Origin of the sequence: Pseudarthrobacter sp. NamE2 (genome assembly GCF_005796205.1) — a bacterium.
Taxonomy (GTDB): Bacteria; Actinomycetota; Actinomycetes; order Actinomycetales; family Micrococcaceae; genus Arthrobacter.
On sequence record NZ_VAHN01000003.1, the window covers coordinates 130,850 to 155,984 of the forward strand.

Sequence of the window (25,135 nt, forward strand, 5' to 3'; positions counted from 1 at the left end):
GCAGCAGACTGAAGAACGGAAACGTCCGGGCACTGCCCGGTAGGAGGCACAGAGCATGGGGGATCTAGCAATAGATTTCTGTGGTGAGTGGTACGAACCGTTGGACGAGGACGTGTTCAACATCGGCCGCGAAGGCGATTTGGAGGTGGACGATAACCCCTACCTGCACCGGCAGTTCCTGCAGGTGGCCCGCTATGACGGCATCTGGTGGCTCAGCAACGTGGGCAGCATGCTGTCCGCCACCGTGGCGGACGCCTCCGGCGGCATGCAGGCCTGGCTCGCGCCCGGTGCACGGATTCCGCTGGTCTTCAGCCACACCAACATCATTTTCACGGCCGGGCCCACCACCTACGAATTCGCCGTCCACCTGAAGACGCCTTCCTTCCGCCACCAGGTTTCCGAGGCCGGCAGCAGCGGTGACACCACCATTGGTCCCGTGGTGTTCACCGACTCCCAAAAGGCCCTCATCGTGGCGCTCGCCGAGCCGATGCTCCGCCGCGAAGGAACCGGCTTCAGTGCCATCCCGTCCTCCGCCGCGGCGGCCAAGACCCTGGGCTGGGCACTGACCCGCTTCAACCGGAAGCTCGACAACGTGTGCGACAAGCTGGACCGCGTGGGCGTGGTGGGGCTGCGCGGCGGCGGCGGCAAACTCGCCACCAACCGGCGGGCAAGGCTCGTGGAACACGCCGTCACCTCGCACCTGGTGACCCCCGACGACCTCTACCTCCTGGAGAAGATGCGAGGCGTGGACGAAGGATGAGGATCCGCCTGACCCTCCGCCGGGAGCCCGCCGTGGCCAAGGACCTGGCCGTGACCGTCGACGGACTGGCCACGGTTGCGGACATCGCCGCCGTTCTCTGGGCCGCCGACCCGGCCCGCAAGGGAACCCCGGTCCCGGACAACCTTTCGCTGCGCATTGACGAGGCCTTTGTGGGCGCGGGTATCAGCGGCAATATCCTGGACCGCACGGACAACCTGCTCGAATCGGGCCTGCGCCCGGGCTCAGTGGTCTCGCTGGCACAGGTGAGCGAACAGTTCCACCAGCCGGGGACCGGCCGCGGCGGCCCCGCGGCCGCCACCCTTCGCGTGCTGTCAGGGCCCGACGTCGGCCGCGAATTTTCGCTGCCTTCCGGCACCAGCTACATCGGCCGGGGCCGGGACGCGGACGTGCGGCTTACCGATCCCCTGACGTCCAAGCGGCACGCCCGCATCACCGTGGCCGACACCGTGGAGATCGTGGACACGAACTCCGCCAACGGACTGCTGATGGACGGGCTGCCGGTCACGCGTGCAACACTGAACTCCTCGGACACGGTCACCCTGGGCGACACCACCGTGACGGTGGTTCCGTTGGGCCACAACCAGGCGGCAGCGCCGTCGTCGCCCCTGGTGAACTTCAACCGGTCCCCGCGCGTGGTGCCGCGGTTCGAGGAACCCAAGCGGATAGTCCCGGCCGGGCCCAAACGTCCCGAGGACCACCCGTTCCCGTACATCATGCTGATCGCGCCGCTGATGATGGGCGCGGTGATTTTCGCGATCACCCGCAACGCACTGTCCATGGTGTTCATGATGATGATGCCGCTGTTCATTATTGGCCACTACGTGGACCAGAAGATGCGCACCCGAGGCCAGCAGAAGGAAGCGCTCAAGCAGTTCCGCGCGTCCATGGCGGCGTTCCGCCAGGACCTTACCGAACTGCAGCAGGTGGAGCGTGCCGTCCGCCTGCAGGAGGCACCGTCCGTCAGCGACACCGTGGATGCCATCTACAAGCTGGGACCGCTGCTCTGGACGCACCGGCCCGAGCACACCTCGTTCCTGGGTTTAAGGTTCGGACTGGGAACGGTGCCCTCGCGCGTGCGCCTCGAAGAACCGGCCAGCAACGAGACCGAGGTGCATTACACCCGCGAGATCCAGGACTGCCTGAAGCAGTTCCGGGACATCGAGGGCGTCCCCGTGGTGTCGCAGTTCCGCACGTCCGGGTCGCTGGGCGTGGCCGGCGCGCGGGGCCTGGTGGATGACGTGGCCCGCGGCCTGGTGCTGCAGCTGGTGGGGCTGCACTCGCCGGCCGAGGTGGTCCTTACAGCGGTTACGTCCGCCCAGTCCCGGGAACGCTGGGACTGGCTGCAGTGGCTGCCCCACGTGGGTTCGGGCCACAGCCCCCTCTCCGGCGACCACCTGGCCGCCGGTTCGGCCGGCGGGTCGTCGCTGCTGGCCCGGCTCGAGGAACTGGTGGAGGCACGGGAAACCGCGGCCAGGCGTTCGGGCCCGGACCTGAGGACTGCAGTGGATCCGGTTAAGCACGAGCCGGACGCGCCCGTGCTGCCTTCCGTCCTGGTGATCGTCGAGGATGACGCCCCTGTGGACCGCGGACGCCTCACCCGGCTCGCCGAGCGCGGGCCGGACTGCGGGGTGCACGTCCTGTGGGTGGCCACGGACGTGCAGGCCCTTCCTGCCGCCTGCCGCGATTTCATGGTGGTGGACGGCGAGCACGGCACCACCACCGGCCAGGTGCGCCTGGGCTGGCACACCTATCCCGTCAGCTGCGAAAGCGTGGATGCTGAACTTGCCGGGCAGCTGGCCCGCATGCTCGCCCCCGTGGTGGACGTCGGCAAGCCCGTCAACGACGATTCCGACCTGCCGCGGTCCGTTTCCTACGCCACGCTGATCGGCAAGGACTTCCTGGACAACCCGCAGGCCGTGGCGGAGCGCTGGACGGAAAACAACTCCGTGCACGCCACCGCCGTTGCCAACCGCAAGGACAAGGGCACGCTCCGTGCCCTGGTGGGCTCCAAGGGCATCGAGCCGCTGTACCTGGACCTGAAGAACGAGGGCCCGCACGCCCTGGTGGGCGGCACCACCGGCGCCGGCAAATCGGAGTTCCTGCAGTCCTGGGTGATGGGCATGGCCGCCGCCTACAGCCCGGACCGCGTCAGCTTCCTGTTTGTTGACTACAAGGGCGGCGCCGCCTTCGCCGACTGCATCAACCTGCCGCACACCGTGGGCCTTGTTACGGACCTGTCGCCGCACCTGGTTCGCCGCGCCCTGACGTCGCTGCGCGCCGAGCTCCACTACCGCGAACAGCTGCTCAACCGGAAAAAGGCCAAGGACCTGCTGGCCTTGCAGCGCGAGGCCGACCCCGACGCCCCGCCCTACCTCATCATCGTCGTTGACGAGTTCGCGGCCCTGGCCAACGACGTTCCCGAATTCGTGGACGGCGTGGTTGACGTGGCAGCGCGCGGGCGCTCCCTGGGCCTGCACCTCATCCTGGCCACGCAACGTCCGGCGGGTGTGATCAAGGACAGCCTGCGGGCCAACACCAACCTCCGGGTTGCCCTGCGCATGGCAGACGAGGACGACGCGACGGACATTTTGGGCGTCCCGGACGCCGCCTACTTCGACCCCGGCATTCCCGGCCGTGGGGCGGCAAAGACCGGGCCGGGCCGGATCCAGGGCTTCCAGACCGGCTACGCCGGCGGCTGGACCACGGACAAGCCGCAGCGTCCCCAGATCGACATCGTGGAAATGGCGTTCGGGTCCGGGCCCAGCTGGGAAGCGCCGGCACCGGAAAAACCCGCGGCGCCCGAGTCCGCCGGCCCCAATGACATCGGCAGGATGACCGCCAACATCGTCCGGGCCGCCGACGCCCTGGCCATCAGCCCGCCCCGCAAGCCCTGGCTGGACGAACTGGCCAAGACCTACGACTTCTCCAAGCTGCCGAACCCCCGGACGGACGAGCAGCTGCTGCTCGGCGTTGCCGACGACCCCGCCCGGCAGGCCCAGCCAACGGTCTTCTACGAGCCGGACAAAGACGGCAACATGGCCATCTACGGGACCGGCGGATCCGGGAAGTCCGCCGCCCTCCGGGGGATCGCCATCGCCGCGGCGGTCACCCCGCGGGGCGGGCCCGTCCACGTCTACGGCATCGACTGCGGCTCCTCCGGGCTGCGGATGCTGGAGGAGCTTCCGCATGTGGGTGAAGTCATTAACGGCGACGACGTGGAGCGGGTTGGGCGCCTGCTGCGCCTCCTGCGCGACATCGCCGAGGAGCGTTCGGTCCGCTTCGCCGACGTCCGTGCCTCTACCATCGTGGAGTACCGCAGGCTGGCCAACCGGCCGGACGAAAAACGCATCTTCGTCCTGGTGGACGGTATGTCCGCGTTCCGCGAAGCGTACGAGCACAGCCGCCTGTCCGGGCTGTGGGACATTTTCCTCCAGCTGGCCACCGACGGCCGTCCCCTGGGCATCCACCTCGTGGTGACCGGCGACCGGCCCAACGCCGTTCCGGCGTCGCTCCTCGCCTCAATCCAGCGCCGCCTGGTGCTTCGGCTGTCCTCCGAAGACGACTACATCTCGATGGACGTCCCGCGCGATGTCCTCAGCGCCGCGTCACCGCCCGGGCGGGGCCTGCTGGACGGGCTTGAGGTCCAGCTGGCCGTGCTTGGCGGAAACTCCAACCTGGCGCTGCAGGCGCGCGAGGTGCACAAGCTCAGCGAGGCCATGCTGCGCCAGGGCCTGGATACCGCGCCCGGCATCGAGCGGCTCCCCGAGCAGGTGGACCTGGACGTCCTCCCGGCCGGCAGCCCCGACCTGCCGGTCATCGGCGTCGACGATGAAACCCTGCAGCCCGCCGAAGTCATGGCCCGCGGACCGCTCCTGCTGGCAGGGCCGCCAGGAGCAGGCCGAACCGTTGCCCTGGTCACCCTCGCCTACGCCCTGCGCCGGTCCAATCCGGACACCGAACTGGTCTACCTGGGATCCCGGCGCTCGGCCGTCGCCTCCCTGCCGATCTGGAACCGGTCCGTCGTGGGGCCGGACGACCTCGCCGAGGTGGTGGAGGACCTGGCCGAACACTCCTCGGGGAACCCGGGCCGGCTGGCCATCTTCATCGAGGGCCTGACCGAGTTCACGGACACCATCGCAGAGTCCGGCCTGGCGCAGCTGGTCACAGCGTCCATCAAGGCGGACCAGTGGGTCGTCGGGGAGTCCGAAACCTCCACCTGGTCCTCCGCCTGGCAGCTCGCCCAGCCCTTCAAATCGGGCCGGCGCGGCCTGCTGCTCAACCCAGGCGACATCGAAGGCGACAGCCTGCTGAACACCTCGCTGGGGCGGGTTTCCCCGGAATTCATCCCCGGCAGGGGCTACGTGGTGGGACGCGCCAAGGCACGCAGGATCCAGGTGGCGCTGCCGCCGGAAAACCGGGACTAAGGCACGGGCGGGGGCGGGGCCGCGGACCCCTGGGATTTGCGGCCCCGCCCTACGTTGTAGAAGACTGCCCGGGACACCAGAAAAGCCGCGGCGGGGGGACTGCGTGCGTAGAAAGGTAGCAATGACTCCGACCTCCCCGGTCCTCCGCGTTGTCTCGGCCATCGCGCCGGCAACGGCCCTGGCCATCGCCCTGGGCCTCTTTCCCGCCGGGCCGGCGGCCGCGGATTCCAGCGAACCATCGCCCGCCGGCACCCCGGGAGCGGAATCACCGGCTGGAGACTGCGGACTCCTGTGCCTGCCGGTCCTGGGCGGCGGGACCGAGCCCACGGAGGCCGGGCGGCCACGGAAAGAGAAGGAACCGGAGGAGCCGGCCGTGCAGCCGGCGGCCCCGGCCCCGGAGGCACCCGTCCAGGCCCAACAACCGGCGGTAACTCCGGCCGCCACTGCACCTGCCAACGACCCTGCCGCGATCCCGGGCACCGGCGGGATCCCGGACACCGGCGCTATCCCGGACGGGCCAGCCAGTGAAACCTCCGCAGCGGCGGCAAGCGCCGCGCCGTCGGGCAGCCCCACCGATACGTCCAACTGGAACACGCCTGTCTCCAGGTCCGCCAGGGCAACGCAGGTGGCCGCCTTCAGCGCACCTGCTGATCCCGGTTCCGGGGCGCCGGAACTCCTTCCTGTTGCAGCCGGCACCTTGCTCGTGGCCGCCGCCGGGGGAGCCTTCTTCTGGTGGGGACGGAACCGCCTCCGCACGCACTGAGCCGGGCTGTCGCACCCGTAGGGCAAGATAGGTCTGTGAGCACAGGACCAGGACCCGCAGAAAAGACCGCCGCCCGGACCACCGCCCCCGATGGCCAGGACGCCATTCCTTCCGGGCCGGTCCGCGAGGAGTACGAAAACCTGGTGGACCTCGTCAGGAAGTACCGGTTCGCCTACTACCAGGAAGACGCGCCCCTGGTCCCGGACGCCGAATTCGACGCCCTCTTCCGCCGCCTCGAAGAGATCGAGGCCCTCCACCCCGAACTGGTATCCAACGATTCGCCCACGCAGGAAGTGGGCGGGGAAGTGTCGGCAGCCTTTGCGGCCGTGGAACACCTGCAGCGCATGTACAGCCTCGAGGACGTCTTTTCCATTGATGAACTCGAAGCCTGGCTGAACCGGGCGGAGGCCGGCATCGAAAAGCTCGGTAACGGCGCCGCCAAGGCCTCCTGGCTCACGGAACTCAAGATCGACGGCCTCGCCGTGAACCTGCTGTACCGGGACGGGAAACTCGTCCGCGCGGCCACTCGCGGCGACGGCACCACGGGTGAAGACATCACCCACAACGTCCTCACCATTAAGGAAATCCCGCAGCAGCTCAGCGGCGAAGGGTTCCCGGCCGAGATGGAAATTCGCGGCGAGGTGTTCATCCCGTCCAAGGAATTCGCCGAATTCAACGAAGCACTGATCGAGGCGGGGAAGGCGCCGCTGGCCAACCCCCGGAATGCCGCCGCCGGCTCGCTGCGGCAAAAGGACCCCGCGGAAACCGCCAAGCGGCCGCTGAGCATGTTCGTCCACGGCATCGGCGCCCGCGAGGGGCTGGAAGCCCGCAGCCAGTCCGAAACCTATGCACTGCTCAAAGAGTGGGGCCTGCCGGTGAGTCCCTACTTCGAGGTCCTGGAACGCCGGGAGGACGTCCTGGGGTTCATCAGCAAATACGGCGACCAGCGCCACAAGCTGCTCCACGAGATTGACGGCATCGTCATCAAAGTGGACAACTTCGCCACCCAGCGTGCCCTCGGCTACACCACCCGGGTTCCGCGCTGGGCCGTTGCCTACAAGTACCCGCCGGAGGAAGTGCACACCAAGCTGCTGGACATCCAGGTCAACGTCGGACGGACCGGCCGGGTCACGCCCTTCGGCATGATGGAGCCGGTCAAAGTGGCCGGCTCCACCGTGGAGATGGCCACCCTGCACAACCAGGAAGTGGTCAAAGCCAAGGGCGTCAAAATTGGCGATATCGTCATCCTGCGCAAGGCCGGGGACGTCATTCCGGAAATCGTGGGCCCGGTCCTGGCATTGCGCGACCAACAGGACCCGCCGGTGCGCGACTTTGTGATGCCAGCCGAATGTCCCTCCTGCGGCACCCCGCTGGCGCCGGCCAAGGAGGGCGACGTGGATATCCGCTGCCCCAACGCGAAGTCCTGCCCGTCCCAGCTGCGGGAACGTGTCTTCCACCTCGCCGGCCGCGGCGCCTTCGACATCGAGGCCCTCGGCTGGGAGGCCGCCATCGCGCTGACCCAGCCGGCGGAACCCGAAGTGCCCCCGCTTACCTCGGAGGCAGGCCTGTTCGACCTGACCCCCGAGGACCTGGCCGTAGTCCGGATCCGCCGGGAAAAGCGGTCCAAAGGTGTGGGAACCGGCGAATACGAGCTGGTGCCCTACTTCTTCAGCAAGGGCACCGCCAAGTCCCCGTCGAAACCGACGGCCACCACGGAGAAACTGTTCAAGGAACTGGAAAAGGCCAAGGACCAGCCGCTGTGGCGCGTCCTGGTGGCGCTGTCCATCCGGCACGTCGGACCGCGGGCATCGCGGGCACTGGCGCAGGCATTCGGCAGCATGGACGCCATCCGGGCAGCCTCGGAAGAGGACCTCGCCCATGTGGACGGCGTAGGCCCCACCATCGCCGCTGCCCTGAAGGAATGGTTTGCCGAGGACTGGCACCGGGAGATCGTGGACCGCTGGGCGGCGGCCGGCGTCAGGATGGAGGACGCACGCGACGAGTCCACCCCGCGCACCCTCGAGGGGCTCACCGTGGTGGTCACCGGTTCGCTGCCCAACTTCAGCCGCGACGAGGCCAAGGAAGCCATCCTGGTCCGCGGCGGCAAGGCGGCGGGATCTGTCTCCAGGAACACCAGCTACCTGGTGGCCGGCGAAGCCGCCGGCAGCAAGCTGGACAAGGCGGAACAGCTCGGCATCCCCGTGCTCGACGAGGACGGCTTCCGCAAGCTGCTCGACGGCGGACCGGCGGCCTTCGGGGACGCGGCGGAAGAAGACGCCGCCGGCGCGGATGCTGCTGAAGAAGCAACAGTGCCCTCGGAGGGAACCGTATGACCACGCCCGCCGAACTCCTCGCCGTTGCCAAGGACGCAGCGGCGGCAGGCGCCCGGGTGCTCGCCACCAGGAACGGCGACGCCCTGCAGGCAAGCAACAAGGGGGCAGCGGGCGACTGGGTCACCGCCTTCGACGTCGCTGCCGAGCATGCGGTGCGGGACGTGATTTCCGCCGCACGCCCGCGGGACAGCATCACCGGTGAGGAACACGGCACCACCCGGCCGGATGAGCCCACGGGGTACCGCTGGTCCATTGATCCGCTGGACGGCACCACCAACTTCATCCGCAACATCGTGTACTACGCCACATCGGTCGCGGTGGCGGATGCCGACGGCGTGTGGCTTGCCGGCGTGGTTAACGCCCCTGCACTGGGCCGCGTCTACTACGCCTCCCGCGGCGGCGGAGCGTGGCTGGAGGAAGGCGGCAGGGTGACGCGGCTGGAGGGTCCAGTGCCCGGACGGCCGGGCCAGATCCTGGCTACAGGTTTCAACTACGACGCCGGTGTCCGCGCGGAGCAGGCTGCGCAGTTCGTGGACCTGATGCAAGGTTTCGCCGACGTCCGGCGCCTCGGCTCGGCAGCCCTGGACCTGTGCCTCGTTGCGGATGGAACCCACGACGCCTTCGGCGAGCGCGGCCTCAACGAGCACGACTTCTCTGCCGGGGCCCTCGTCGCCGAAGAAGCCGGATGCTGGGTGCGCCGGCCCCGGCTGGCCAGCCCGCTGCAGGGCGGACCCAGCGACCAGCAGCGGCTGGACGCCTGGACGTGCGCGGCCAGCCTGGAGCTTTCGGGCAAGTTCCCGCTGTAGCGGAGCCGCCGGGAGTGATAGTTCGATCACGGAAAACCGGGTTCTGCCGGGTGCTACCGGCCGGTACCACTACCATTGTCGGGTGCAGCCGCAGATCACCATCCGTCCCGCCGTCGAGGCAGACTACGACGCCGTTGCCCGCATCACACGCGATTCCTACCTCGCTGCGGGCTACTTCGACGACGCCGCGCACCCGTACATGCGCAAGATCCAGGACGTTGCGCTGCGGGCCGGCCAGGCCACCATCTGGATAGCGGAACGGGACGGCGCGGTGGTCGGTTCGGTGACCCTGGCCCTGGCAGGTGAGCCGTACGCGGACATCGCCCTGCACGACGAGCTGGAATTCCGCATGCTCGTTGTTGACCCCGCGGTGCAGCGCAGTGGAGCCGGGCAGGCGATGGTGCAGGCCATCGTAAGCCATGCCCGGTCCCTGCCCAGCATTGGTGGAATTGCCCTCACCACCGGCGCCAGCTGGGAAAGCGCGCATGGCCTGTACCGCAAAAACGGCTTCCGGCGTGTCCCGGAACGGGACTGGTTCGTGCCCGGAACCGACACAAAACTGCTGGTTTACCGGCTGGACCTGTAGCAGTCCTACAGTGGGGGCGACCCTCTTCCAGCTTTGAAAGGCCCCACCATGCGCAAGACCTTCGGTACCGGCTCCGTTTGGGAACAGACCCTCGGTTACTCCCGTGCCGTCCAGGTGGACAACACGCTCTACATCTCCGCCACCGCTGCCAGCGGTGAAGAAGGCATCGTGGGCGAGGACTTCTACACCCAGACCCAGTACATCCTGCAGAAGCTTGGCAAAGTCCTTGCCGACGCGGGCTTCAGCTTCGAGGACGTTGTCCAGTCCAAGCTGTACCTGACGGACATCAGCAAGTGGGAAGAAGCAGGCCGGGCCCACGGAGAAGTCTTCGGCGACATCCGCCCCACCCTGTCCCTGGTGCACGTGCTGCCGTTCCTGGATCCCAGGATGCTTGTCGAAATCGAGCTCGTGGCCCGGAAGAGCGGAAGCTAGGAACCGGTTTCAGCCCGGGACCACGGGCAGGCCGTACCTGTGTTCCGGCCTGCCCGTGGTCCCGTACCGCAGCTGGATGTCGACGGCGCCGTCATCCGCCAGGGAGGACAGGTAGCGTTGCGCCGTCGCCCGGGACACTCCCACCCGGGCGGCCACCTCGGCCGCGGAATACTGTTCGCCGGGCACCAGCGCTTCCAGCACGGCCGCCTCGGTGGCTGAGCGCGGCTTGGCCGACGGTGTTACGTCACCCGGGATCAGCGACCGTTTAGCCCGCTCCACGGCGTCCTGGTCCAGCGCGCCGGGCTGGGCCAGCACCCGCCGGAACCTCGCGTAGGACCTCAGCTGCTGGGACAGCGCGTCCGACGTGAACGGCTTCAGCAGGTAGCCCAGGGCTCCGCGGCGGAAGGCGGTGCGGACCGACGCGGCATCGGAAGCCGCGCTCAGGATGACCGTATCGACGTCCAGCTGCTGGAGCAGGTCCAGGCCCGAGGCATCCGGCAGGTAGACGTCCAGCAGCACCAGGTCCGGCCGCAGGCTGTGGATGGCCTGCAGTGCCAAAGAGGCCGTACCCACTGGGGCCAGCGCCAGGAAACCCGCCACCGAATCCACGTATGCGGCGTGGAGCTTGGCCACATGGAAGTCGTCATCCACGATCAGGACCCGAAAATCCTCAGCCATCGTTGCGGTCTCCCTTCATAAATGAGTTGCCACCCGTGGTGTGCGGCAAAGTTGCCATGAAGACCGCCCCCGGCCCGCCCGGGCTGCCGCGGTCCAGCACTTTCACGTCCCCGCCGCGGCGCCGTGCCAGCTGGCGTGCCAGGGCCAGCCCGAAGCCCTGCCCGCCGCCCGCCCGTACGGAGCCGGTGGCGGTGGTGAAGCCTTCTGCGAAGACCTGCTCCGCGTCCGTCCCCTCAGCCAGCCCGTCCCCCGAGTCGGCGACCACCACGTGCAATGTGCCGCCGTCGCCGCCCGGCTCGTCCAGCACCTCCAGCTCAACCCAGCGGTCTTCGGAAGACCCGGCCACGGCGGCGTTCACGGCGTTGTCGATCAGGTTGCCCAGCACCGTCGTGACGTCCTGGGCCTCGGTAACCTGGCCGCGGACCATAGTCTCGGGCCCGATCCGGAGGGCGACACCGCGTTCGTCTGCTTCGACGCCTTTTGCGCCCACGAAGGCCTGCAGGTACGGGTCCTGCAGCAGCTCGGCCTGCTCCACGGGGAACTTCAGGGGCCCGGTGGCCGCCAGCTGCGCCAGGTACTCCTGTGCCTGCCGGTGCTGCCCGATGCTCATGAACCCTGCCAGCGTGTGCAGCTGGTTGGCAAACTCGTGCCGCTGGGCACGCAAAGCCGTGGACATGGTTCCCACCGCGTCCAGCTGGCGGGTCAACTCCTGGAGCTCGGTGCGGTCGCGCAGCATGACCACCCAGCCCAGGTCTTCCCGCCGGTGCAGCGCCTTGCGGGCATTGGCCACCAGCACCCGGCCCCCGGCCACAAACTCAAGGACATCGCCGTGGGAGATGCCGGGCCGGGTGAGGGACTTGAGCTGGTCGGGCACCGGCGCGTCCTCCCATGCCGTGCCAGCGAGGTCCGGAAGGCCCAGCAGGCGCTGCGCGGCCGCGTTGAACACGCTGATCCGGCCGTCGGCACTCACGCCGATGACGCCGTCATCCACGCCCTGCAGCACCGCCACCTGGTCGTGGACCAGCGTGCTGATCTCCTCAGGTTCCAGCCCCAAGGTCAGCCGCTGCAGGCGGCGGCGCAGCAGGAAGGAGCCCAGCACGCCGGCGAGGAGTGCGCCGGCAGCCGTCAGGGCCACGGGACCGACGTCCCGGGCAACGCTCTGGCCCACGGTTTCCATGGAGTAGCCCACGCTGACCTCGCCCACCACTGTGTTGCTGTCCGGCGCGTACACCGGCACTTTTGCTCCCGCGGAAGGGCCCAGCGTTCCGGTGTTCCGGGTGGTGACCTCCCGCCCGGCCAGCGCCTCGGTCGGGTCGGTGCTGACCTTTTCACCGAGCCGCTCCGGGTCCGGATGCGCCAGGCGAAGGCCCGCCTCATCCGTGATCACCACGAACAGTGCCCCGGTGCGGGTCCGTGCAGCCTCGGCTTCCTGCATCAGCGGACCGGCTGCCAGTACAGAAGGCGGGGGAGTACCCTCCTGCCGGCTGATGGCAAGCACATCAGCCCGCACGGAAGGGTCCGAGGCCACGGTGCGGGCGAGGGTGAGTGCGCGGTTTTCGGCTTCACTGCCCACCCGGTCGTAGGTCAGCCAGGCGTGGACGGCGGCGCTGAGCAGCACCACCAGCAGCACCACGGCCAGCTGGAGGAGGAGTGTCTGGGTGGAGAACCGCAGCGGCGGGCGGGGCGCGGAACCCGGCATGATCCTCCTTGATGTGCTGCCCTTACGGTCGCAGGGGACCACGCGACGGGGGCCAATGGGTCAGTGAGCAGAATGAGCAAAATGCTCCCAATAAGCAGTATGCCAATCAATTGAGCCAAAGGCACTGCCGTGACCGCCGCCACCCTACAGTCTGTAGCACGCATCACAACGCTGTGGTGCCGTTCACAAGAAGGAGCCGGCCGTGCTGGTAATACTTGGATTCGCCATGATCGCGGTGTTCATGGTGCTGATCATGACGAAAAAGTTGACGCCAGTGCTGGCGCTGATCATCGTCCCCACCGTTTTCGGACTGTTCGCCGGTGCCGGCCTGGGTATCGGCGACATGGTCCTGGACTCGATGAAGTCCATGACCTCCACCGCAGCCCTGCTGATGTTCGCCATCATCTACTTCGGGCTGATGATCGACGTCGGATTGTTCGACCCGCTGGTGAAGTTCATCCTCCGCAAGCTGGGCAACGACCCCGCCAAGGTGGTCCTCGGCACGGCCCTGCTGGCCGCCGCCGTGTCCCTGGACGGTGACGGCTCCACCACGTTCATCCTCACCACTGCCGCCATGCTGCCGATCTACCTCCGGCTGAAGATGAGCCCGGTTGTTCTCACCTGCGTGGCCGGCCTTGCCAACGGCACCATGAACATCGTCCCCTGGGGCGGCCCCACAGCCCGTGCCGCCACCGCCCTGGGCATCGACGTCAACGACGTGTTCGTCCCCATGCTTCCGTCGCTGATCGCCGGCATCACCGTCGTCCTGGCCTTCGCCTGGCTCCTCGGCCTGCAGGAGCGCAACCGCCTCCGCGCCACCGCCCCTGAGATCTGGGGCGTCCCGGACACCGCCGAAGGGTTCGACGGCGGCGCTTCCGCCGGCTCAGCCGGCGGCTCCGGCAACGGCCGTGGACGCAAGGGGAGCAACCCCGGCGGAGCGGCCCCCGCCGTCGGCGGTTCAACCCCCACCGGCGTAGCTCTCCTTGAACGACCCGAGACCCTCGTGGACGACAGCGACACTGCCATGGCGGACACCGCCCTGGACCCCAACCGCAGCACCCTGCGTCCCAGGCTGTTCTGGTTCAACCTGGCCCTCACGGTGGCGGTCATGGGCATGCTCATCGCTGACCTCGTGCCCCTGCCGTACGTCTTCATGGTGGGCTCTGCCATCGCACTGCTGGTGAACTTCCCCAACGTCAAGGACCAGGGCACGCAGCTCGTGGCCCATGCGCCGTCGATCGTGGCAGTGGTCAGCATGGTCATGGCTGCTGCAGTACTGACCGGCGTCCTGACCGGCACCGGCATGGTGGAAGCAATGTCGGCGTGGCTGGTGCAGATTATCCCCTCGTCCATGGGTCCGTTCCTGGCCGTCATCACGGGCGTCCTCAGCATCCCCATGACGTTCTTCATGAGCAACGACGCCTTCTACTTCGGCGTGCTCCCCGTCCTGAGCGAGACCGCCGCCCACTACGGCATCAGTGCAGCCGAAATGGCCCGCGCTTCCATCACCGGCCAGCCCTTCCACATGCAGAGCCCGCTGGTTCCGGCCATCCTGCTCCTGGTGTCCCTCGCCAAGGTGGACCTGGGCGACCACCACAAGAAGGTGCTGTGGCGCAGCGCCGTGGTGTCCCTGGTCATGCTGGGAGTCGGCATGCTGACTGGAGCCATCGGTATCGGCTAGTCTGTAGCTGCCTGCGGTCCCTGCTCCGGCCGGGACCCCGGCAGGAAGGTGCCCGTCTGACGCCCGCTGGGGGCCGTCAGACGGGCATCTTTGTTCCCCACTAGAATGGACCGGAAACCAATCCGAACTTTGCAGGGGAGATCCATGGCTGCGATCAACCGTGACGACGTCGCGCACCTCGCGCGGCTCGCTCACATTGAGATGAGTGACCAAGAGCTGGACAGGATGGCAGGGGAACTCGCCGTCATCGTTGATGCGGTCAAATCCGTCAGTCAGGCAGCCGGCGATGACGTCCCGGCAACGTCCCACCCCATCCCGCTCAGCAACGTATTCCGAGAGGACGTTGTGGGCCACACCTTCACGGCCGAGCAGGCGCTTTCCGGTGCACCCGACTCCGACGACAACCGCTTCAAGGTCCCGGCAATCCTGGATGAGGACTAGAACATGACTGAACAAAACACCGCCGCCGAGAGCCTGATCCGCCTGTCCGCAGCGCAGCTCGCCGAGAAGCTTCGCGCCCGCGAAGTCACCGCCGTCGAAGTCACCCGGGCGCACCTGGACCGCATCGCCGAAGTGGACGGCGGCGAACGCGGCGTCAACGCGTTCCTGCACGTCAACGCCGGGGAGGCGCTCGCCGTCGCGGCCGAGGTCGACGCCATCCGCGCCGCCGGCGGTCCTGAAGCCGACGCTTTGCATTACCTGGCCGGAGTGCCCGTCGCCGTCAAGGACCTCATCGTCACCATCGGCCAGCCCACCACCGCAGGTTCGAAGATCCTCGAAGGCTGGCACAGCCCCTACGACGCCACCGTGGTGGAGCGCCTCCGTGCCGCCAAAATGCCCATCCTCGGCAAGACCAACCTGGACGAGTTCGCCATGGGCTCCTCCACCGAGCACTCGGCCTACGGCCCCACCCGCAACCCCTGGGACCTGAACCGCATCCCCGGCGGTTCCGGCGGCGGGTCCGCTGCCGCCGTCGCCGCCTTCGAGGCACCCCTGGCCCTCGGCACGGACACCGGCGGATCCATCCGCCAGCCCGGCGCGGTCACCGGCACGGTGGGAGTGAAGCCCACCTACGGCAGCGTGTCCCGCTACGGAGCCATCGCCATGGCCTCCTCCCTGGACCAGATCGGCCCGGTGTCCCGGACCGTCCTGGACTCCGCGCTCCTGCACCAGGTCATCGGCGGGCATGATGACCGCGACTCCACCTCGCTGCCTGACCCGCTCGAAGACCTCGTGGCAGCCGCGAAGACCGGCAACATCGAGGGCCTGCGGATCGGCATCATCAAGGAACTGCACGGCGAGGGCTACCAGGCCGGGGTCGAAAACCGGTTCAACGAGTCCCTGGACCTGCTGCGGGAAGCCGGCGCCCACATCGTTGAGGTGTCCTGCCCCAACTTCCAGTACGCCCTGGGCGCCTACTACCTGATCATGCCCTCGGAGGCATCCTCCAACCTCGCCAAGTTCGACGGCGTCCGGTATGGCCTGCGCGTCCTCCCCGAAGAGGGCCCCATGACGATCGAACGCGTCATGGGTGCCACCCGTGCCGCGGGCTTCGGCGACGAAGTCAAGCGCCGCATCATCCTCGGCACCTACGCCCTGTCCGCCGGTTACTACGACGCCTACTACGGCTCCGCCCAGAAGGTCCGCACGCTGGTGCAGCGCGACTTCGACGCCGCCTTCACGGTGGCCGACGTCCTGATTTCCCCCACGGCGCCCACCACGGCGTTCCGCCTCGGCGAGAAGCTGGACGACCCGCTGGCCATGTACCTGAACGACGTCGCCACCATTCCGGCCAACCTCGCCGGCGTGCCCGGCCTGTCGCTGCCCGGCGGCCTGGCTGACGAGGACGGGCTCCCCGTGGGCATCCAGCTGCTGGCCCCCGCCCGGGAGGACGCGCGGCTTTACCGCGTCGGTGCCGTGCTGGAAGCGCTGCTGGAGGCCAAGTGGGGCGGCCCGCTGCTTGCCCAGGCTCCCTCGCTGGTTGAGCTTGTCGAAACCGCCGCTGCGCCGGCCCTCGAAACCCAGGAGGCAAAATAATGAGCACCGACACCATCCTCAGTTTCGAAGAGGCGATGGAGAAGTACGACCCTGTGCTGGGGTTCGAGGTCCACGTGGAACTCAACACCAGGACCAAGATGTTCTCCTCCGCCCCCAACGTCTTTGGCGACGAGCCCAACACCAACGTCAACGAGGTTGACCTCGGCATGCCGGGCGTCCTGCCGGTGGTGAACAGGACCGCCGTCGAGTCCTCCATCAAAATCGGCCTTGCGCTCAACTGCAAGATCGCCGAGTCCTGCCGCTTCGCCCGGAAGAATTACTTCTACCCGGACACTCCCAAGAACTTCCAGACCTCCCAGTACGACGAGCCCATCGCGTACGACGGCTACCTGGATGTTGAGCTCGAGGACGGCACCGTGTTCCGCGTGGAGATCGAGCGCGCGCACATGGAAGAGGACGCCGGCAAACTGACCCACATGGGTGGGGCCACCGGCCGCATCCACGGCGCCGATTTCTCCCTGGTGGACTACAACCGCGCCGGCGTGCCGCTGGTGGAAATCGTCACCAAGCCCATCCAGGGCGCCGGTTCCCGCGCACCCGAGCTTGCCAAGGCCTACGTGGCGGCAGTCCGCGAGATCGTCAAGAACCTTGGCGTTTCCGATGCCCGGATGGAACGCGGCAACGTGCGCTGCGACGCCAACGTTTCCCTGCGGCCGCACGGCCGTGAACGGTTCGGCATCCGCTCCGAAACCAAGAACGTGAACTCGCTGCGCGCCGTCGAACATGCCGTCCGCTACGAGATCCAGCGCCACGCCGCCGTCCTGGAAGCCGGCGAACCGGTCATCCAGGAGACCCGCCACTGGCACGAGGACACCCGCACCACCACCTCCGGCCGTGCCAAGTCCGACGCCGACGACTACCGATACTTCCCCGAACCGGACCTGGTTCCCGTGGTTCCATCCCGGGAATGGGTGGAGGAACTGCGTGCCTCCCTGCCCGAGCCCCCGGCCGAGCGCCGCAAGCGCCTCAAGGCCGACTGGGGCTACTCCGACCTCGAATTCCGCGACGTGGTGAACGCCGGCGTCCTGGACGAGATCGAGGAAACCATCGCCGCCGGCGCCAGCGCCTCCGTTGCCCGCAAATGGTGGATGGGCGAAATCGTGGGCCGTGCAAAGGCCGCGGATGTTGACCCCGGCCAGTTGGGCGTCCAGCCGGCCACCATCGTGGAGCTCGCCACAATGGTGGAGGACGGCAAGATCAACAACAAGATGGCGTCCCAGGTCCTCGACGGCGTGCTCGCCGGCGAAGGCACCCCGGCCGAGATCGTCGAAAAGCGCGGCCTCGCCGTCGTGTCCGACGACGGACCCCTGCTGGAAGCCATCGACGCCGCCCTCGCCGCGCAGCCCGACGTCGCGGACAAGATCCGCGGCGGCAAGGTGCAGGCCATCGGCGCCATTGTGGGCGGTGTCATGAAGGCCACCCGCGGCCAGGCCGACGCCGGCCGGGTCCGCGAACTGATCCTGGAAAAGCTGGGGGTCACCGCCTAGCCGCCTTCCGCACCCAACTGGGTCGCACTTAACGTCGCGAAACCGCGTTTTCAGGACGTTAACTGCGACCCAGTTGGGCTTTAAGTACTCAGGTGCCGCCCCAAAAGTACTTATGTTCAGTGTCGGAGCGCAGCCCTACACTTGAGCGCACGGGGCCAGGTTCGCGCAACCGGCCCCGGCCAGCCACGCGAAAGGGACCGCGGTGCCACTGCAGAACCAGCCAACCATGCGAAAGGCCGTCCTCGCCGGTGCCCTCGCACTGGCCCTGAGCTGCGCGGGGGCGGCGTTCGCGTGGTCGGCCAATCCGCCGTCGCCTCCCGGCCCGCAATCCGCGCCCGGGCAGGAGAACAAACCGCAGAAGCAGGACAAGTCTGCCAAGGCCCAGCGGCACCAGCTGCAGCACAGTGAAAGTGTGGTGAAGAACGCCGACGGGGCATTCCAGACGGTGGTGGAGCAGCGCGGCACGGTGGAGGCCGTGGGCGCCACCTCCATCACCGTCATAAGCGAGGACGGCTTCAGCCAGGCGTACGCCGTCAACGGCGACACAACAATTACCAAGGCGCCGGGAACGGGCGGCGACGGCAAGCGGCTTAGGCCCGAAGACGGAACCATCGCGGACATCACCACAGGTGAACTGGTGCGGATTTCCGGGCTGAAGAAGGACGGCCAGGTTGCAGCGGAGAAGATAGCCGAAGGCGCCGGCGACGTCCCCGGACTGGGGCTGGGCCGGGGCAACGGACACGGCCTCGGGAAGGCCCACGGGCAGGGCAGGGGCCCCGAAAAGTAGCTTCAGCCCTGTTTCACCAGCCCGGCCATGATGTCCTGCAGCGCCTCGCACACCGTTATCACGGCCTGCCGCTTCAGGTTTTCCGGCCGGGCCAGCAGGTCGATTCGGCGGCGGGTGCTGATGCCTTCCAGGGGCCGGAGCACGATGTCCGGGTGCATGACGGGGCCCGCCGTGTACCGGGGGAGCAGACCCGCCACGCCACCCGCTGCCACGAGGGCAGCCACCGTGGAGTAGTCGTTGATGCGGTGGACGATGTTCAGTTCCCGGCTGGAGACGGCGGCGACGGCGGAAAGCACATCCGCGGGGGAGTACCCGGCGTGGCTGGTCACCCAGGCTTCGCCGGCCACGTCGTCCGCCGTGACCGCCGGCCGGGCGGCGAGCGGATGCCCGGCCGGCAGGGCGACGTCCAAGGGCTCGTGGAGCAGCGGAATCACGGTGACCCGTTCGGCCGGCCAGCGCGGGCTGTGGTCCATCCGGTGCGCAAGCACCAGGTCATACCGCGCCGTCAGCGCCGGAAAGTCATGCTGCGCCACGTCCTCGTCCGTGAATTCGACGCGCGGCTGCCCGGGTCCGTCGAGGACCCGGGCCAGCTTGGCAAACACGGCCTGGCCCGCGCTGTGGAAACCGGACAGCGTCACCCTTCCGCCTGCCGCGCCGTGGTAGCTGCCGATCGCGCTCCTGGCGTCGGCCATGGCACTGACGACGGCGGCACCTGCGTCCGCCAGCACCTGTCCTGCGTCGGTGAGCACCAGGTTCCGGCCTTCCTTCCGGGTCAGCGGGACGTCAACAGTGCGCTGCAGCAGGGCAAGCTGCTGCGAGACGGCGGACGGCGTGACCATGAGCGTTTCGGCGACTGCCTTGACGCTGCCGAGGGCCCCGAGTTCGCGCAGGATTTCAAGCTGATGAATCTCCATGGGGACAGCTTATGCGTAAGCTTATGCTTCATCGTCGATTGAGAAAATTCCGGTTGTGCTAATGCTTCCATAGGGCTGTAATGAGGAGGGCAGCACCCTGCCGCAGACGTGACAAGTAGTGAGGAAGCCAATGAAGGCTTTGTACAAGGCAGGCCCGCAGGCCGGCTTCAAGCTGGTGGACCGGCCGGAACCCGTGGCCGGACACGCGGACGTCAAGATCCGGGTGATGACCACCGGAATATGCGGCACGGACCTCCACATTCAGTCCTGGGACTCGTGGGCGCAGGGCATCATCGAGGTGCCCCTGATCGCCGGCCACGAGTTCTACGGCGAAGTGGTGGAGGTCGGCAAGGACGTCCGCGACGTGAAGGTGGGCGACCGGGTGTCCGGCGAAGGGCATGTGGTCTGCGGCATCTGCCGGAACTGCCGCGCGGGCCGCCGCCAGATGTGCATCCATACGGTTAGCGTCGGAGTGCAGCGGGACGGCGCATTTGCCGAGTACGTTGTCATCCCCGAAACCAACGTCTGGGTCCACCACGATCCGTCCGTTACGCCGGAACTCGGCGCCATCTTCGACCCCTTCGGCAATGCGGTACACACCGCACTGAGCTTCCCGCTCGTCGGTGAGGACGTGCTCATCACGGGTGCCGGGCCCATCGGGTTGATGGCCACCGCCGTCGCCCGTCATGCCGGCGCCCGCAAGATCGCCGTCACGGATATCTCCCGCCCCCGCCTGGACCTGGCCCGGAAACTGGGGGCGGACCTTGCCATCGATGTCTCCACCACCCGGGTCCGGGAGGCGCAGCAGGAACTGGGCATGCGCGAAGGGTTCGACGTCGGCATGGAAATGTCCGGCCATCCCGCCGCCCTTCCCGAGATGATTGACAACATGAACCACGGCGGGCGGATTGCGATGCTCGGCCTGCCCAGCCAGGACATCACCATTGACTGGGGCAAGGTGGTCACGCACATGCTGACGCTCAAGGGCATCTACGGCCGCGAATTGTACGAGACCTGGTACGCCATGAGCGCCATGCTCTCCTCCAACCCGGTGCTCCACGCGGGAATCTCGGCCGTCGTCACGGATACGCTGCCCGCCGGGGACTGGGAAAAGGGCTTTGACATCGCACGCAGCGGCACCGGGGGCAAAGTAGTCCTCGACTGGACCCAACTCTAAGGAACGGTATGTACACCTCGATCAAGGACCAGCTGCGCAGCGAGCTGGAAGAGATCCGCAGCGCCGGACTCTACAAGAATGAGCGGAGCATCAGCTCCCCGCAGTCCAGCCACATCACTGCCGGGCAGATCGGCGCGCCAGGCTCCGGCGTGCTGAACTTCTGCGCCAACAACTACCTGGGGCTTGCGGACCACCCGGACATCATCAGCACCGCCAAGGCCGCAATGGACGACCGGGGATTCGGCATGGCCAGTGTCCGGTTCATTTGCGGCACCCAGGACCTGCACCTGGAACTGGAGTCCCGGGTTTCCCGTTTCCTCGGCACGGAGGACACCATCCTGTTCTCCAGCTGCTTCGACGCCAACGGCGGCGTATTCGAGTCCATCTTCGGGCCGGAGGACGCTGTCATTTCCGACGCCCTCAACCACGCCTCCATCATCGACGGCATCCGCCTGTGCAAGGCCCAGCGCTACCGGTACGCGAACCAGGACATGGCGGACCTCGAGGCCAAGCTGGTGGAGGCCAGCGATGCCCGCCGGAAGATCATCGTCACCGACGGTGTGTTCTCAATGGACGGCTACCTTGCCCCGCTGGAAGCCATCTGCGACCTGGCGGAAAAGTACGATGCCCTGGTGATGGTGGATGATTCCCATGCCGTGGGCTTTATGGGCGCCACCGGCGCGGGCACCCCCGAACATGCCGGCGTTCCCCACCGGGTGGACATCTACACCGGCACGTTCGGCAAGGCCCTGGGCGGGGCCTCCGGCGGCTACGTCTCCGGCCGCGGGGAGGTGGTGGCCATGCTGCGGCAGAAGGCCCGCCCCTACCTGTTCTCCAACTCGCTCGCGCCGGCCATCGTTGCTGCCACCATCAAGGCCCTTGACCTGGTCCAGAACTCGGCGGAGCTGCGCCGCCAGCTGTTCGACAACGCCGCCCAGTTCCGCCGCCGCATGACGGAAGAAAGGTTTGAGCTGCTGCCTGGCGAACATGCGATTGTTCCGGTGATGTTCGGCGACGCCGTCCTGGCCGCCAAGGTGGCCGACCGGATGCTGCAGCACGGCGTCTTTGTCACCGCCTTCAGCTTTCCCGTGGTTCCGCGGGGTGCAGCGCGCATCCGGGTGCAGCTGTCCGCCGCGCATTCAGCAGACGACGTCGAAGCCTGCGTCAGTGCCTTCGTCGCCAGCCGCGCCGAGGTGGCAGGTTGAGCGGGGACCGTTATGGCATGACTCTGCAAGGATGAAGGCATGGCCGAACACTACGATGTCCTGATTGTTGGCGGCGGAATTGCCGGGCTGTCCCTTGCCTCCGCGCTGGCCGGCAAGTGCACCGTGGCGCTGGTGGAGGCCGAGCAGGAGTTGGCGTACCACGCGTCCTCCCGCTCGGCCCGCCAGCTCATCCCCAGTTACGGTCCACCGGTGGTGCAGGAGCTGACGGTCCGGACCCTCGAACTGATCGCGGCCCGCGATTCCGAGCTTCCCACTCCGGTCCTGACGCCGCGGAGTTTCATGCTGATCGGCAGTGAGGCCGACGTAGCGGCGGAAGCCAGTGGGTCGATGCAGACCATCACGCATGCAGAGGCCCTGGAACTGTGCCCGGCGCTCGTGCCGGACGCGTTCGTCGCGGCCGGGCTGGACACCGGATCCTTCGGCTGCGACGCCCTCCTCCTGCTGGCGGACCACCGGCAGCGCGCGGTGGCGGCCGGGCTGGATATCTTCACCGGTGCCCGGGTCCACTCCGCGCAACGGTTGGGCTCCGGCTGGGAGGTAGGCGCGGGTACCGAGGCTTTCCTGGCCACCGTGCTCGTCAACGCCGCCGGAGCCTGGGCTGACGAACTCGCCGTCATCAGCGGTGTTGAAAAGCTGGGGCTGCAACCGTACCGGCGCACTGCGGCGATTGCCGCCGTCGAACGCTCCCTTCCTGAGCAAAGCCCCATGGTGGCGGCAGCGGACAACACGTACTACTTCCGCCGGGAGGGCAGCGATGTGCTCATCTCGCCCTCGGAGCACGTGTCCAGCAGGCCGGAGGATGCCCGCCCCCGTCCCGGGGACGTGGAGCGCCTGATTGAGCGGCTCAACCAGGTGACGACCTTCGGCATCACCGCGGTGCGCAGGGCCTGGACCGGACTCCGCACCGAGGCTGCAGATGGTGTCCCGGTGGCCGGATTCGACGCCGAGGCTCCCGGTTTCTACTGGCTGGCAGGGCAGGGCGGGTACGGCTTCCAGACCTCGTCGGCCATGGCCGAGCTGGCGGCGGAGCAGATCCTGGCCGGCGCCGGCAGCGGAAGCCTGGCCGGGGCCAGTCCGGAATCCCGGACATCGCAGGCGCTGGCGGCCACTCGATGGTCCATCCGGCGCTGAAGAATGGTCCCATGAGCACGCTGATCACCAATATCGCCGAACTGATGACGCAGGACCTCGAACACCGGGTCCTGAAGGATGCAGCGGTGGTGATCGAGGGGGAGCGGATCGCGTGGATAGGGACAGCATCCGGTGCACCGGCCGCGGATGACGCCGTCGATGCCGGCGGCCGTGCCGTCCTGCCGGGCTGGGTGGATTCACATACCCACCTGCTGTTCGCCGGCGACCGGACTGCCGAGTTCGAGGCGCGCATGGCGGGTGAGCAGTACGCCGCCGGGGGCATCGCCGTCACCGTGGAAGCCACCCGCGGCACGTCTGACTTCGACCTGACCCGCCTTGCGCTGGGCCGGGTGGCGGAGGCGGTGTCGCAGGGAACAACCTACCTGGAAACGAAGAGCGGCTACGGCCTGGATATTGAGCATGAGGCCCGCAGCGCCCGCATTGCCTCCACGGCCGCGGACCAGGTGACGTACCTCGGCGCGCACCTGGTGCCCGCCGGGCAGGACCCGGAGGCTTACACGGACCTGGTGTGCGGGCCCATGCTGGCAGCCGTCCGGCCTTACGTGCAGTGGGCCGACGTGTTTTGTGAGAAAGGCGCCTTCACGGCAGAGCAGTCGCGCCGCGTCCTGCTGGCCTGCCGCGACGCCGGCCTGGGGCTGCGGGTGCACGGCAACCAGCTGGGCGAAGGCCCGGGGGTGCAACTGGCCGTGGAACTCGGAGCGGCCAGCGTGGACCATGTGAATTTCCTGTCAGCCCGGGATGTCGAGGCCCTGGCCGGTACCTGGACACGCTGGGACGCGGCGCGCGGCACGGGGGAGCGGGGAACCGTGGCTACCTGCCTGCCCGCCTGCGACCTCTCCACCCGCCAGCCGCTTGCTCCTGCCCGCGCGCTCCTAGACGCCGGGGTCCAGGTGGCAATTGCCTCAAACTGCAATCCCGGCACGTCCTACACCACTTCCATGGCCTTCTGCGTTGCCACCGCAGTGCTCCAGATGGGCCTCAGCGTGCATGAGGCAGTCCGGGCGGCCACCTATGGCGGTGCACTTGCGTTGCACAGGGACACTGGCAGCGACGCCGAGGGCGAACGCGCCGTGGGATGCATTGCCGTCGGACACCGGGCGGACCTCCATATGCTCAACGCGCCCTCTGCTACCCATCTGGCTTACCGGCCGGGCATGCCGTTAACGTACGCTGTGTGGCGGGCGGGAGTCCGGGAAAGGTAGCCCGCCGCTCTTTATTTGACGTTAGCTGATTGTTTCCCATCTGTTAGAATCAGAAAGCGTCATCCGATGGGTGGCTGAAGTACGCGAGAGGCACCTGTATGACCCGCACCGACCGACTGACCGCCATCCTCGACCTGCTGGCCCGGACCGGGCAGGTGGAAGTCGACGAAATTGTCAGCACCCTCGGTGTATCACCGGCCACTGCACGGCGTGACCTGGACAGCCTTGCCAAGCGTCGGCTCCTGACCCGTACCCGTGGTGGAGCCACCACCGGGGCCCTGGCCTATGACCTTCCGGGCCGCTACAACCGGGACGACCACGCCGAAGCCAAGGAACAGATCGCCCGGGCGGCGTCTTCGCTGATTGCCCCCGGGGCCGTCATCGGCTTGTGCGGCGGGACCACCAGCACTGCTCTCGCCCAGATCCTCGCCACCCGCGAAGACCTTAACGCACCCTCGAACCAGCCCACCCTCACAGTGGTCACCAACGCCATTAACATCGCCGGGCAACTGGCTGTCCGCCCCAACATCAAGGTGATGGTGACCGGCGGCATCCTCAATCCGCGCTCATACGAGCTGGTTGGGCCGTATACGGACATCATTATGCAGAAGGTGGTGCTGGACATCGCCTTCATTGGGGTCAATGGCATCGATCCCGAAGTGGGTCCCACCAATACCGGCGAGGGGGAAGCCTCCGTCAACGCCCTCCTCGCAAGCCGGGCCCGGGTTTCCTACGTCATCGCTGATTCCTCCAAGGTGGGTGTCCGGGCCTTCGCCACCATGGACGGCTACGACTTCACCCGGCTTATCACCGACTCCGGAATTTCCGCTCAGGACAAGGCTGCCTTTGAAGCCCACGGCACGGAAGTGATTGTCGCGCCGGCCTAGCAGGAGTGGCTTCCTGGCGGCGGCTAAGCCCTGCAACTGTACGTGGCTGCTGTCAGGCCTGC

The 25,135-nt window shown here is 67.7% G+C and carries 20 protein-coding genes; 17 read left to right on the top strand and 3 right to left on the bottom strand.

Features of this window, described 5'->3' with window-relative positions:
- The first annotated feature begins 55 nt into the window (after positions 1-55).
- The 7 genes from FDW83_RS05410 (at position 56) to FDW83_RS05440 (ending at position 10,125) form a co-directional block, all read left to right on the top strand.
- The gene (locus FDW83_RS05410; protein WP_138136580.1) at positions 56-760 is read left to right on the top strand and encodes a hypothetical protein; all 705 of its coding nucleotides are present in this window, start codon (positions 56-58) and stop codon (positions 758-760) included.
- Positions 757-5,205, top strand: a complete 4,449-nt coding sequence (locus FDW83_RS05415) for an FtsK/SpoIIIE domain-containing protein (protein ID WP_138136581.1) — start codon at positions 757-759, stop codon at positions 5,203-5,205. Before FDW83_RS05410 ends, FDW83_RS05415 begins: the two co-directional genes overlap by 4 nt.
- Before the next feature lie 121 nt (positions 5,206-5,326).
- Positions 5,327-5,968, top strand: coding sequence for a hypothetical protein (locus FDW83_RS05420; RefSeq protein WP_138136582.1), 642 nt, complete (start codon positions 5,327-5,329; stop codon positions 5,966-5,968).
- 35 nt (positions 5,969-6,003) lie between these two features.
- On the top strand, positions 6,004-8,301 hold the full coding sequence (ligA, locus tag FDW83_RS05425; protein WP_138136583.1) for an NAD-dependent DNA ligase LigA: 2,298 nt from the start codon (positions 6,004-6,006) through the stop codon (positions 8,299-8,301).
- Positions 8,298-9,107: an inositol monophosphatase family protein gene (locus FDW83_RS05430; protein WP_138136584.1), complete on the top strand. Its 810-nt coding sequence runs from the start codon at positions 8,298-8,300 to the stop codon at positions 9,105-9,107. The genes ligA and FDW83_RS05430 overlap by 4 nt, the downstream gene beginning before the upstream one ends.
- Before the next feature lie 82 nt (positions 9,108-9,189).
- Entirely contained in the window at positions 9,190-9,693 is a 504-nt protein-coding gene (locus FDW83_RS05435; protein ID WP_138136585.1) for a GNAT family N-acetyltransferase, read from the top strand.
- Positions 9,694-9,741: 48 nt separating this feature from the next.
- Positions 9,742-10,125 (top strand): RidA family protein, encoded by a 384-nt coding sequence (locus tag FDW83_RS05440; protein WP_138136586.1) that lies wholly within the window; start codon positions 9,742-9,744, stop codon positions 10,123-10,125.
- A 9-nt stretch (positions 10,126-10,134) separates the two neighbouring features.
- On the opposite strand, the gene FDW83_RS05445 is transcribed toward FDW83_RS05440, so the two are convergent.
- A complete protein-coding gene (locus FDW83_RS05445) occupies positions 10,135-10,803 on the bottom strand; it encodes a response regulator (RefSeq protein ID WP_138136587.1) in 669 nt (222 codons plus the stop codon).
- Positions 10,796-12,502, bottom strand: a complete 1,707-nt coding sequence (locus FDW83_RS05450; protein ID WP_171027460.1) for a sensor histidine kinase — start codon at positions 12,500-12,502, stop codon at positions 10,796-10,798. Before FDW83_RS05450 ends, FDW83_RS05445 begins: the two co-directional genes overlap by 8 nt.
- Positions 12,503-12,704: 202 nt before the next feature.
- On the opposite strand from FDW83_RS05450, the gene FDW83_RS05455 reads away from it, so the two are divergent.
- From FDW83_RS05455 to FDW83_RS05475, 5 genes are all read left to right on the top strand, one after another.
- The gene (locus FDW83_RS05455) at positions 12,705-14,183 is read left to right on the top strand and encodes a CitMHS family transporter (RefSeq protein ID WP_138136588.1); all 1,479 of its coding nucleotides are present in this window, start codon (positions 12,705-12,707) and stop codon (positions 14,181-14,183) included.
- 144 nt (positions 14,184-14,327) lie between these two features.
- On the top strand, positions 14,328-14,624 hold the full coding sequence (gatC, locus tag FDW83_RS05460; RefSeq protein WP_138136589.1) for an Asp-tRNA(Asn)/Glu-tRNA(Gln) amidotransferase subunit GatC: 297 nt from the start codon (positions 14,328-14,330) through the stop codon (positions 14,622-14,624).
- Positions 14,625-14,627: 3 nt separating this feature from the next.
- Complete coding sequence (gene gatA / locus FDW83_RS05465) at positions 14,628-16,220, top strand: Asp-tRNA(Asn)/Glu-tRNA(Gln) amidotransferase subunit GatA (protein ID WP_138136590.1); 1,593 nt, start codon at positions 14,628-14,630, stop codon at positions 16,218-16,220.
- Positions 16,220-17,728: an Asp-tRNA(Asn)/Glu-tRNA(Gln) amidotransferase subunit GatB gene (gatB, locus tag FDW83_RS05470; protein WP_138136591.1), complete on the top strand. Its 1,509-nt coding sequence runs from the start codon at positions 16,220-16,222 to the stop codon at positions 17,726-17,728. The genes gatA and gatB overlap by 1 nt, the downstream gene beginning before the upstream one ends.
- Before the next feature lie 202 nt (positions 17,729-17,930).
- Positions 17,931-18,515 (top strand): hypothetical protein, encoded by a 585-nt coding sequence (locus FDW83_RS05475; RefSeq protein WP_240720859.1) that lies wholly within the window; start codon positions 17,931-17,933, stop codon positions 18,513-18,515.
- A gap of 2 nt (positions 18,516-18,517) precedes the next feature.
- Here the strand turns inward: FDW83_RS05475 and FDW83_RS05480 are convergent, their stop codons facing one another.
- The gene (locus FDW83_RS05480) at positions 18,518-19,429 is read right to left on the bottom strand and encodes a LysR family transcriptional regulator (RefSeq protein WP_138136592.1); all 912 of its coding nucleotides are present in this window, start codon (positions 19,427-19,429) and stop codon (positions 18,518-18,520) included.
- Positions 19,430-19,559: 130 nt separating this feature from the next.
- Between FDW83_RS05480 and tdh the strand changes: the two genes are divergently transcribed.
- From tdh to FDW83_RS05505, 5 genes are all read left to right on the top strand, one after another.
- Positions 19,560-20,606 carry an L-threonine 3-dehydrogenase gene (gene tdh, locus FDW83_RS05485; RefSeq protein ID WP_138136593.1) on the top strand — a complete coding sequence of 349 codons (1,047 nt, stop codon included), beginning with the start codon at positions 19,560-19,562 and terminating at the stop codon, positions 20,604-20,606.
- An 8-nt stretch (positions 20,607-20,614) separates the two neighbouring features.
- Positions 20,615-21,811: a glycine C-acetyltransferase gene (locus FDW83_RS05490; RefSeq protein WP_138136594.1), complete on the top strand. Its 1,197-nt coding sequence runs from the start codon at positions 20,615-20,617 to the stop codon at positions 21,809-21,811.
- 39 nt (positions 21,812-21,850) lie between these two features.
- A complete protein-coding gene (locus FDW83_RS05495; RefSeq protein ID WP_138136595.1) occupies positions 21,851-22,963 on the top strand; it encodes an FAD-binding oxidoreductase in 1,113 nt (370 codons plus the stop codon).
- An 11-nt stretch (positions 22,964-22,974) separates the two neighbouring features.
- Positions 22,975-24,186: an amidohydrolase family protein gene (locus tag FDW83_RS05500; protein ID WP_138136596.1), complete on the top strand. Its 1,212-nt coding sequence runs from the start codon at positions 22,975-22,977 to the stop codon at positions 24,184-24,186.
- A gap of 98 nt (positions 24,187-24,284) precedes the next feature.
- Entirely contained in the window at positions 24,285-25,073 is a 789-nt protein-coding gene (locus FDW83_RS05505) for a DeoR/GlpR family DNA-binding transcription regulator (RefSeq protein ID WP_138136597.1), read from the top strand.
- The last annotated feature ends 62 nt before the right edge of the window (positions 25,074-25,135 follow it).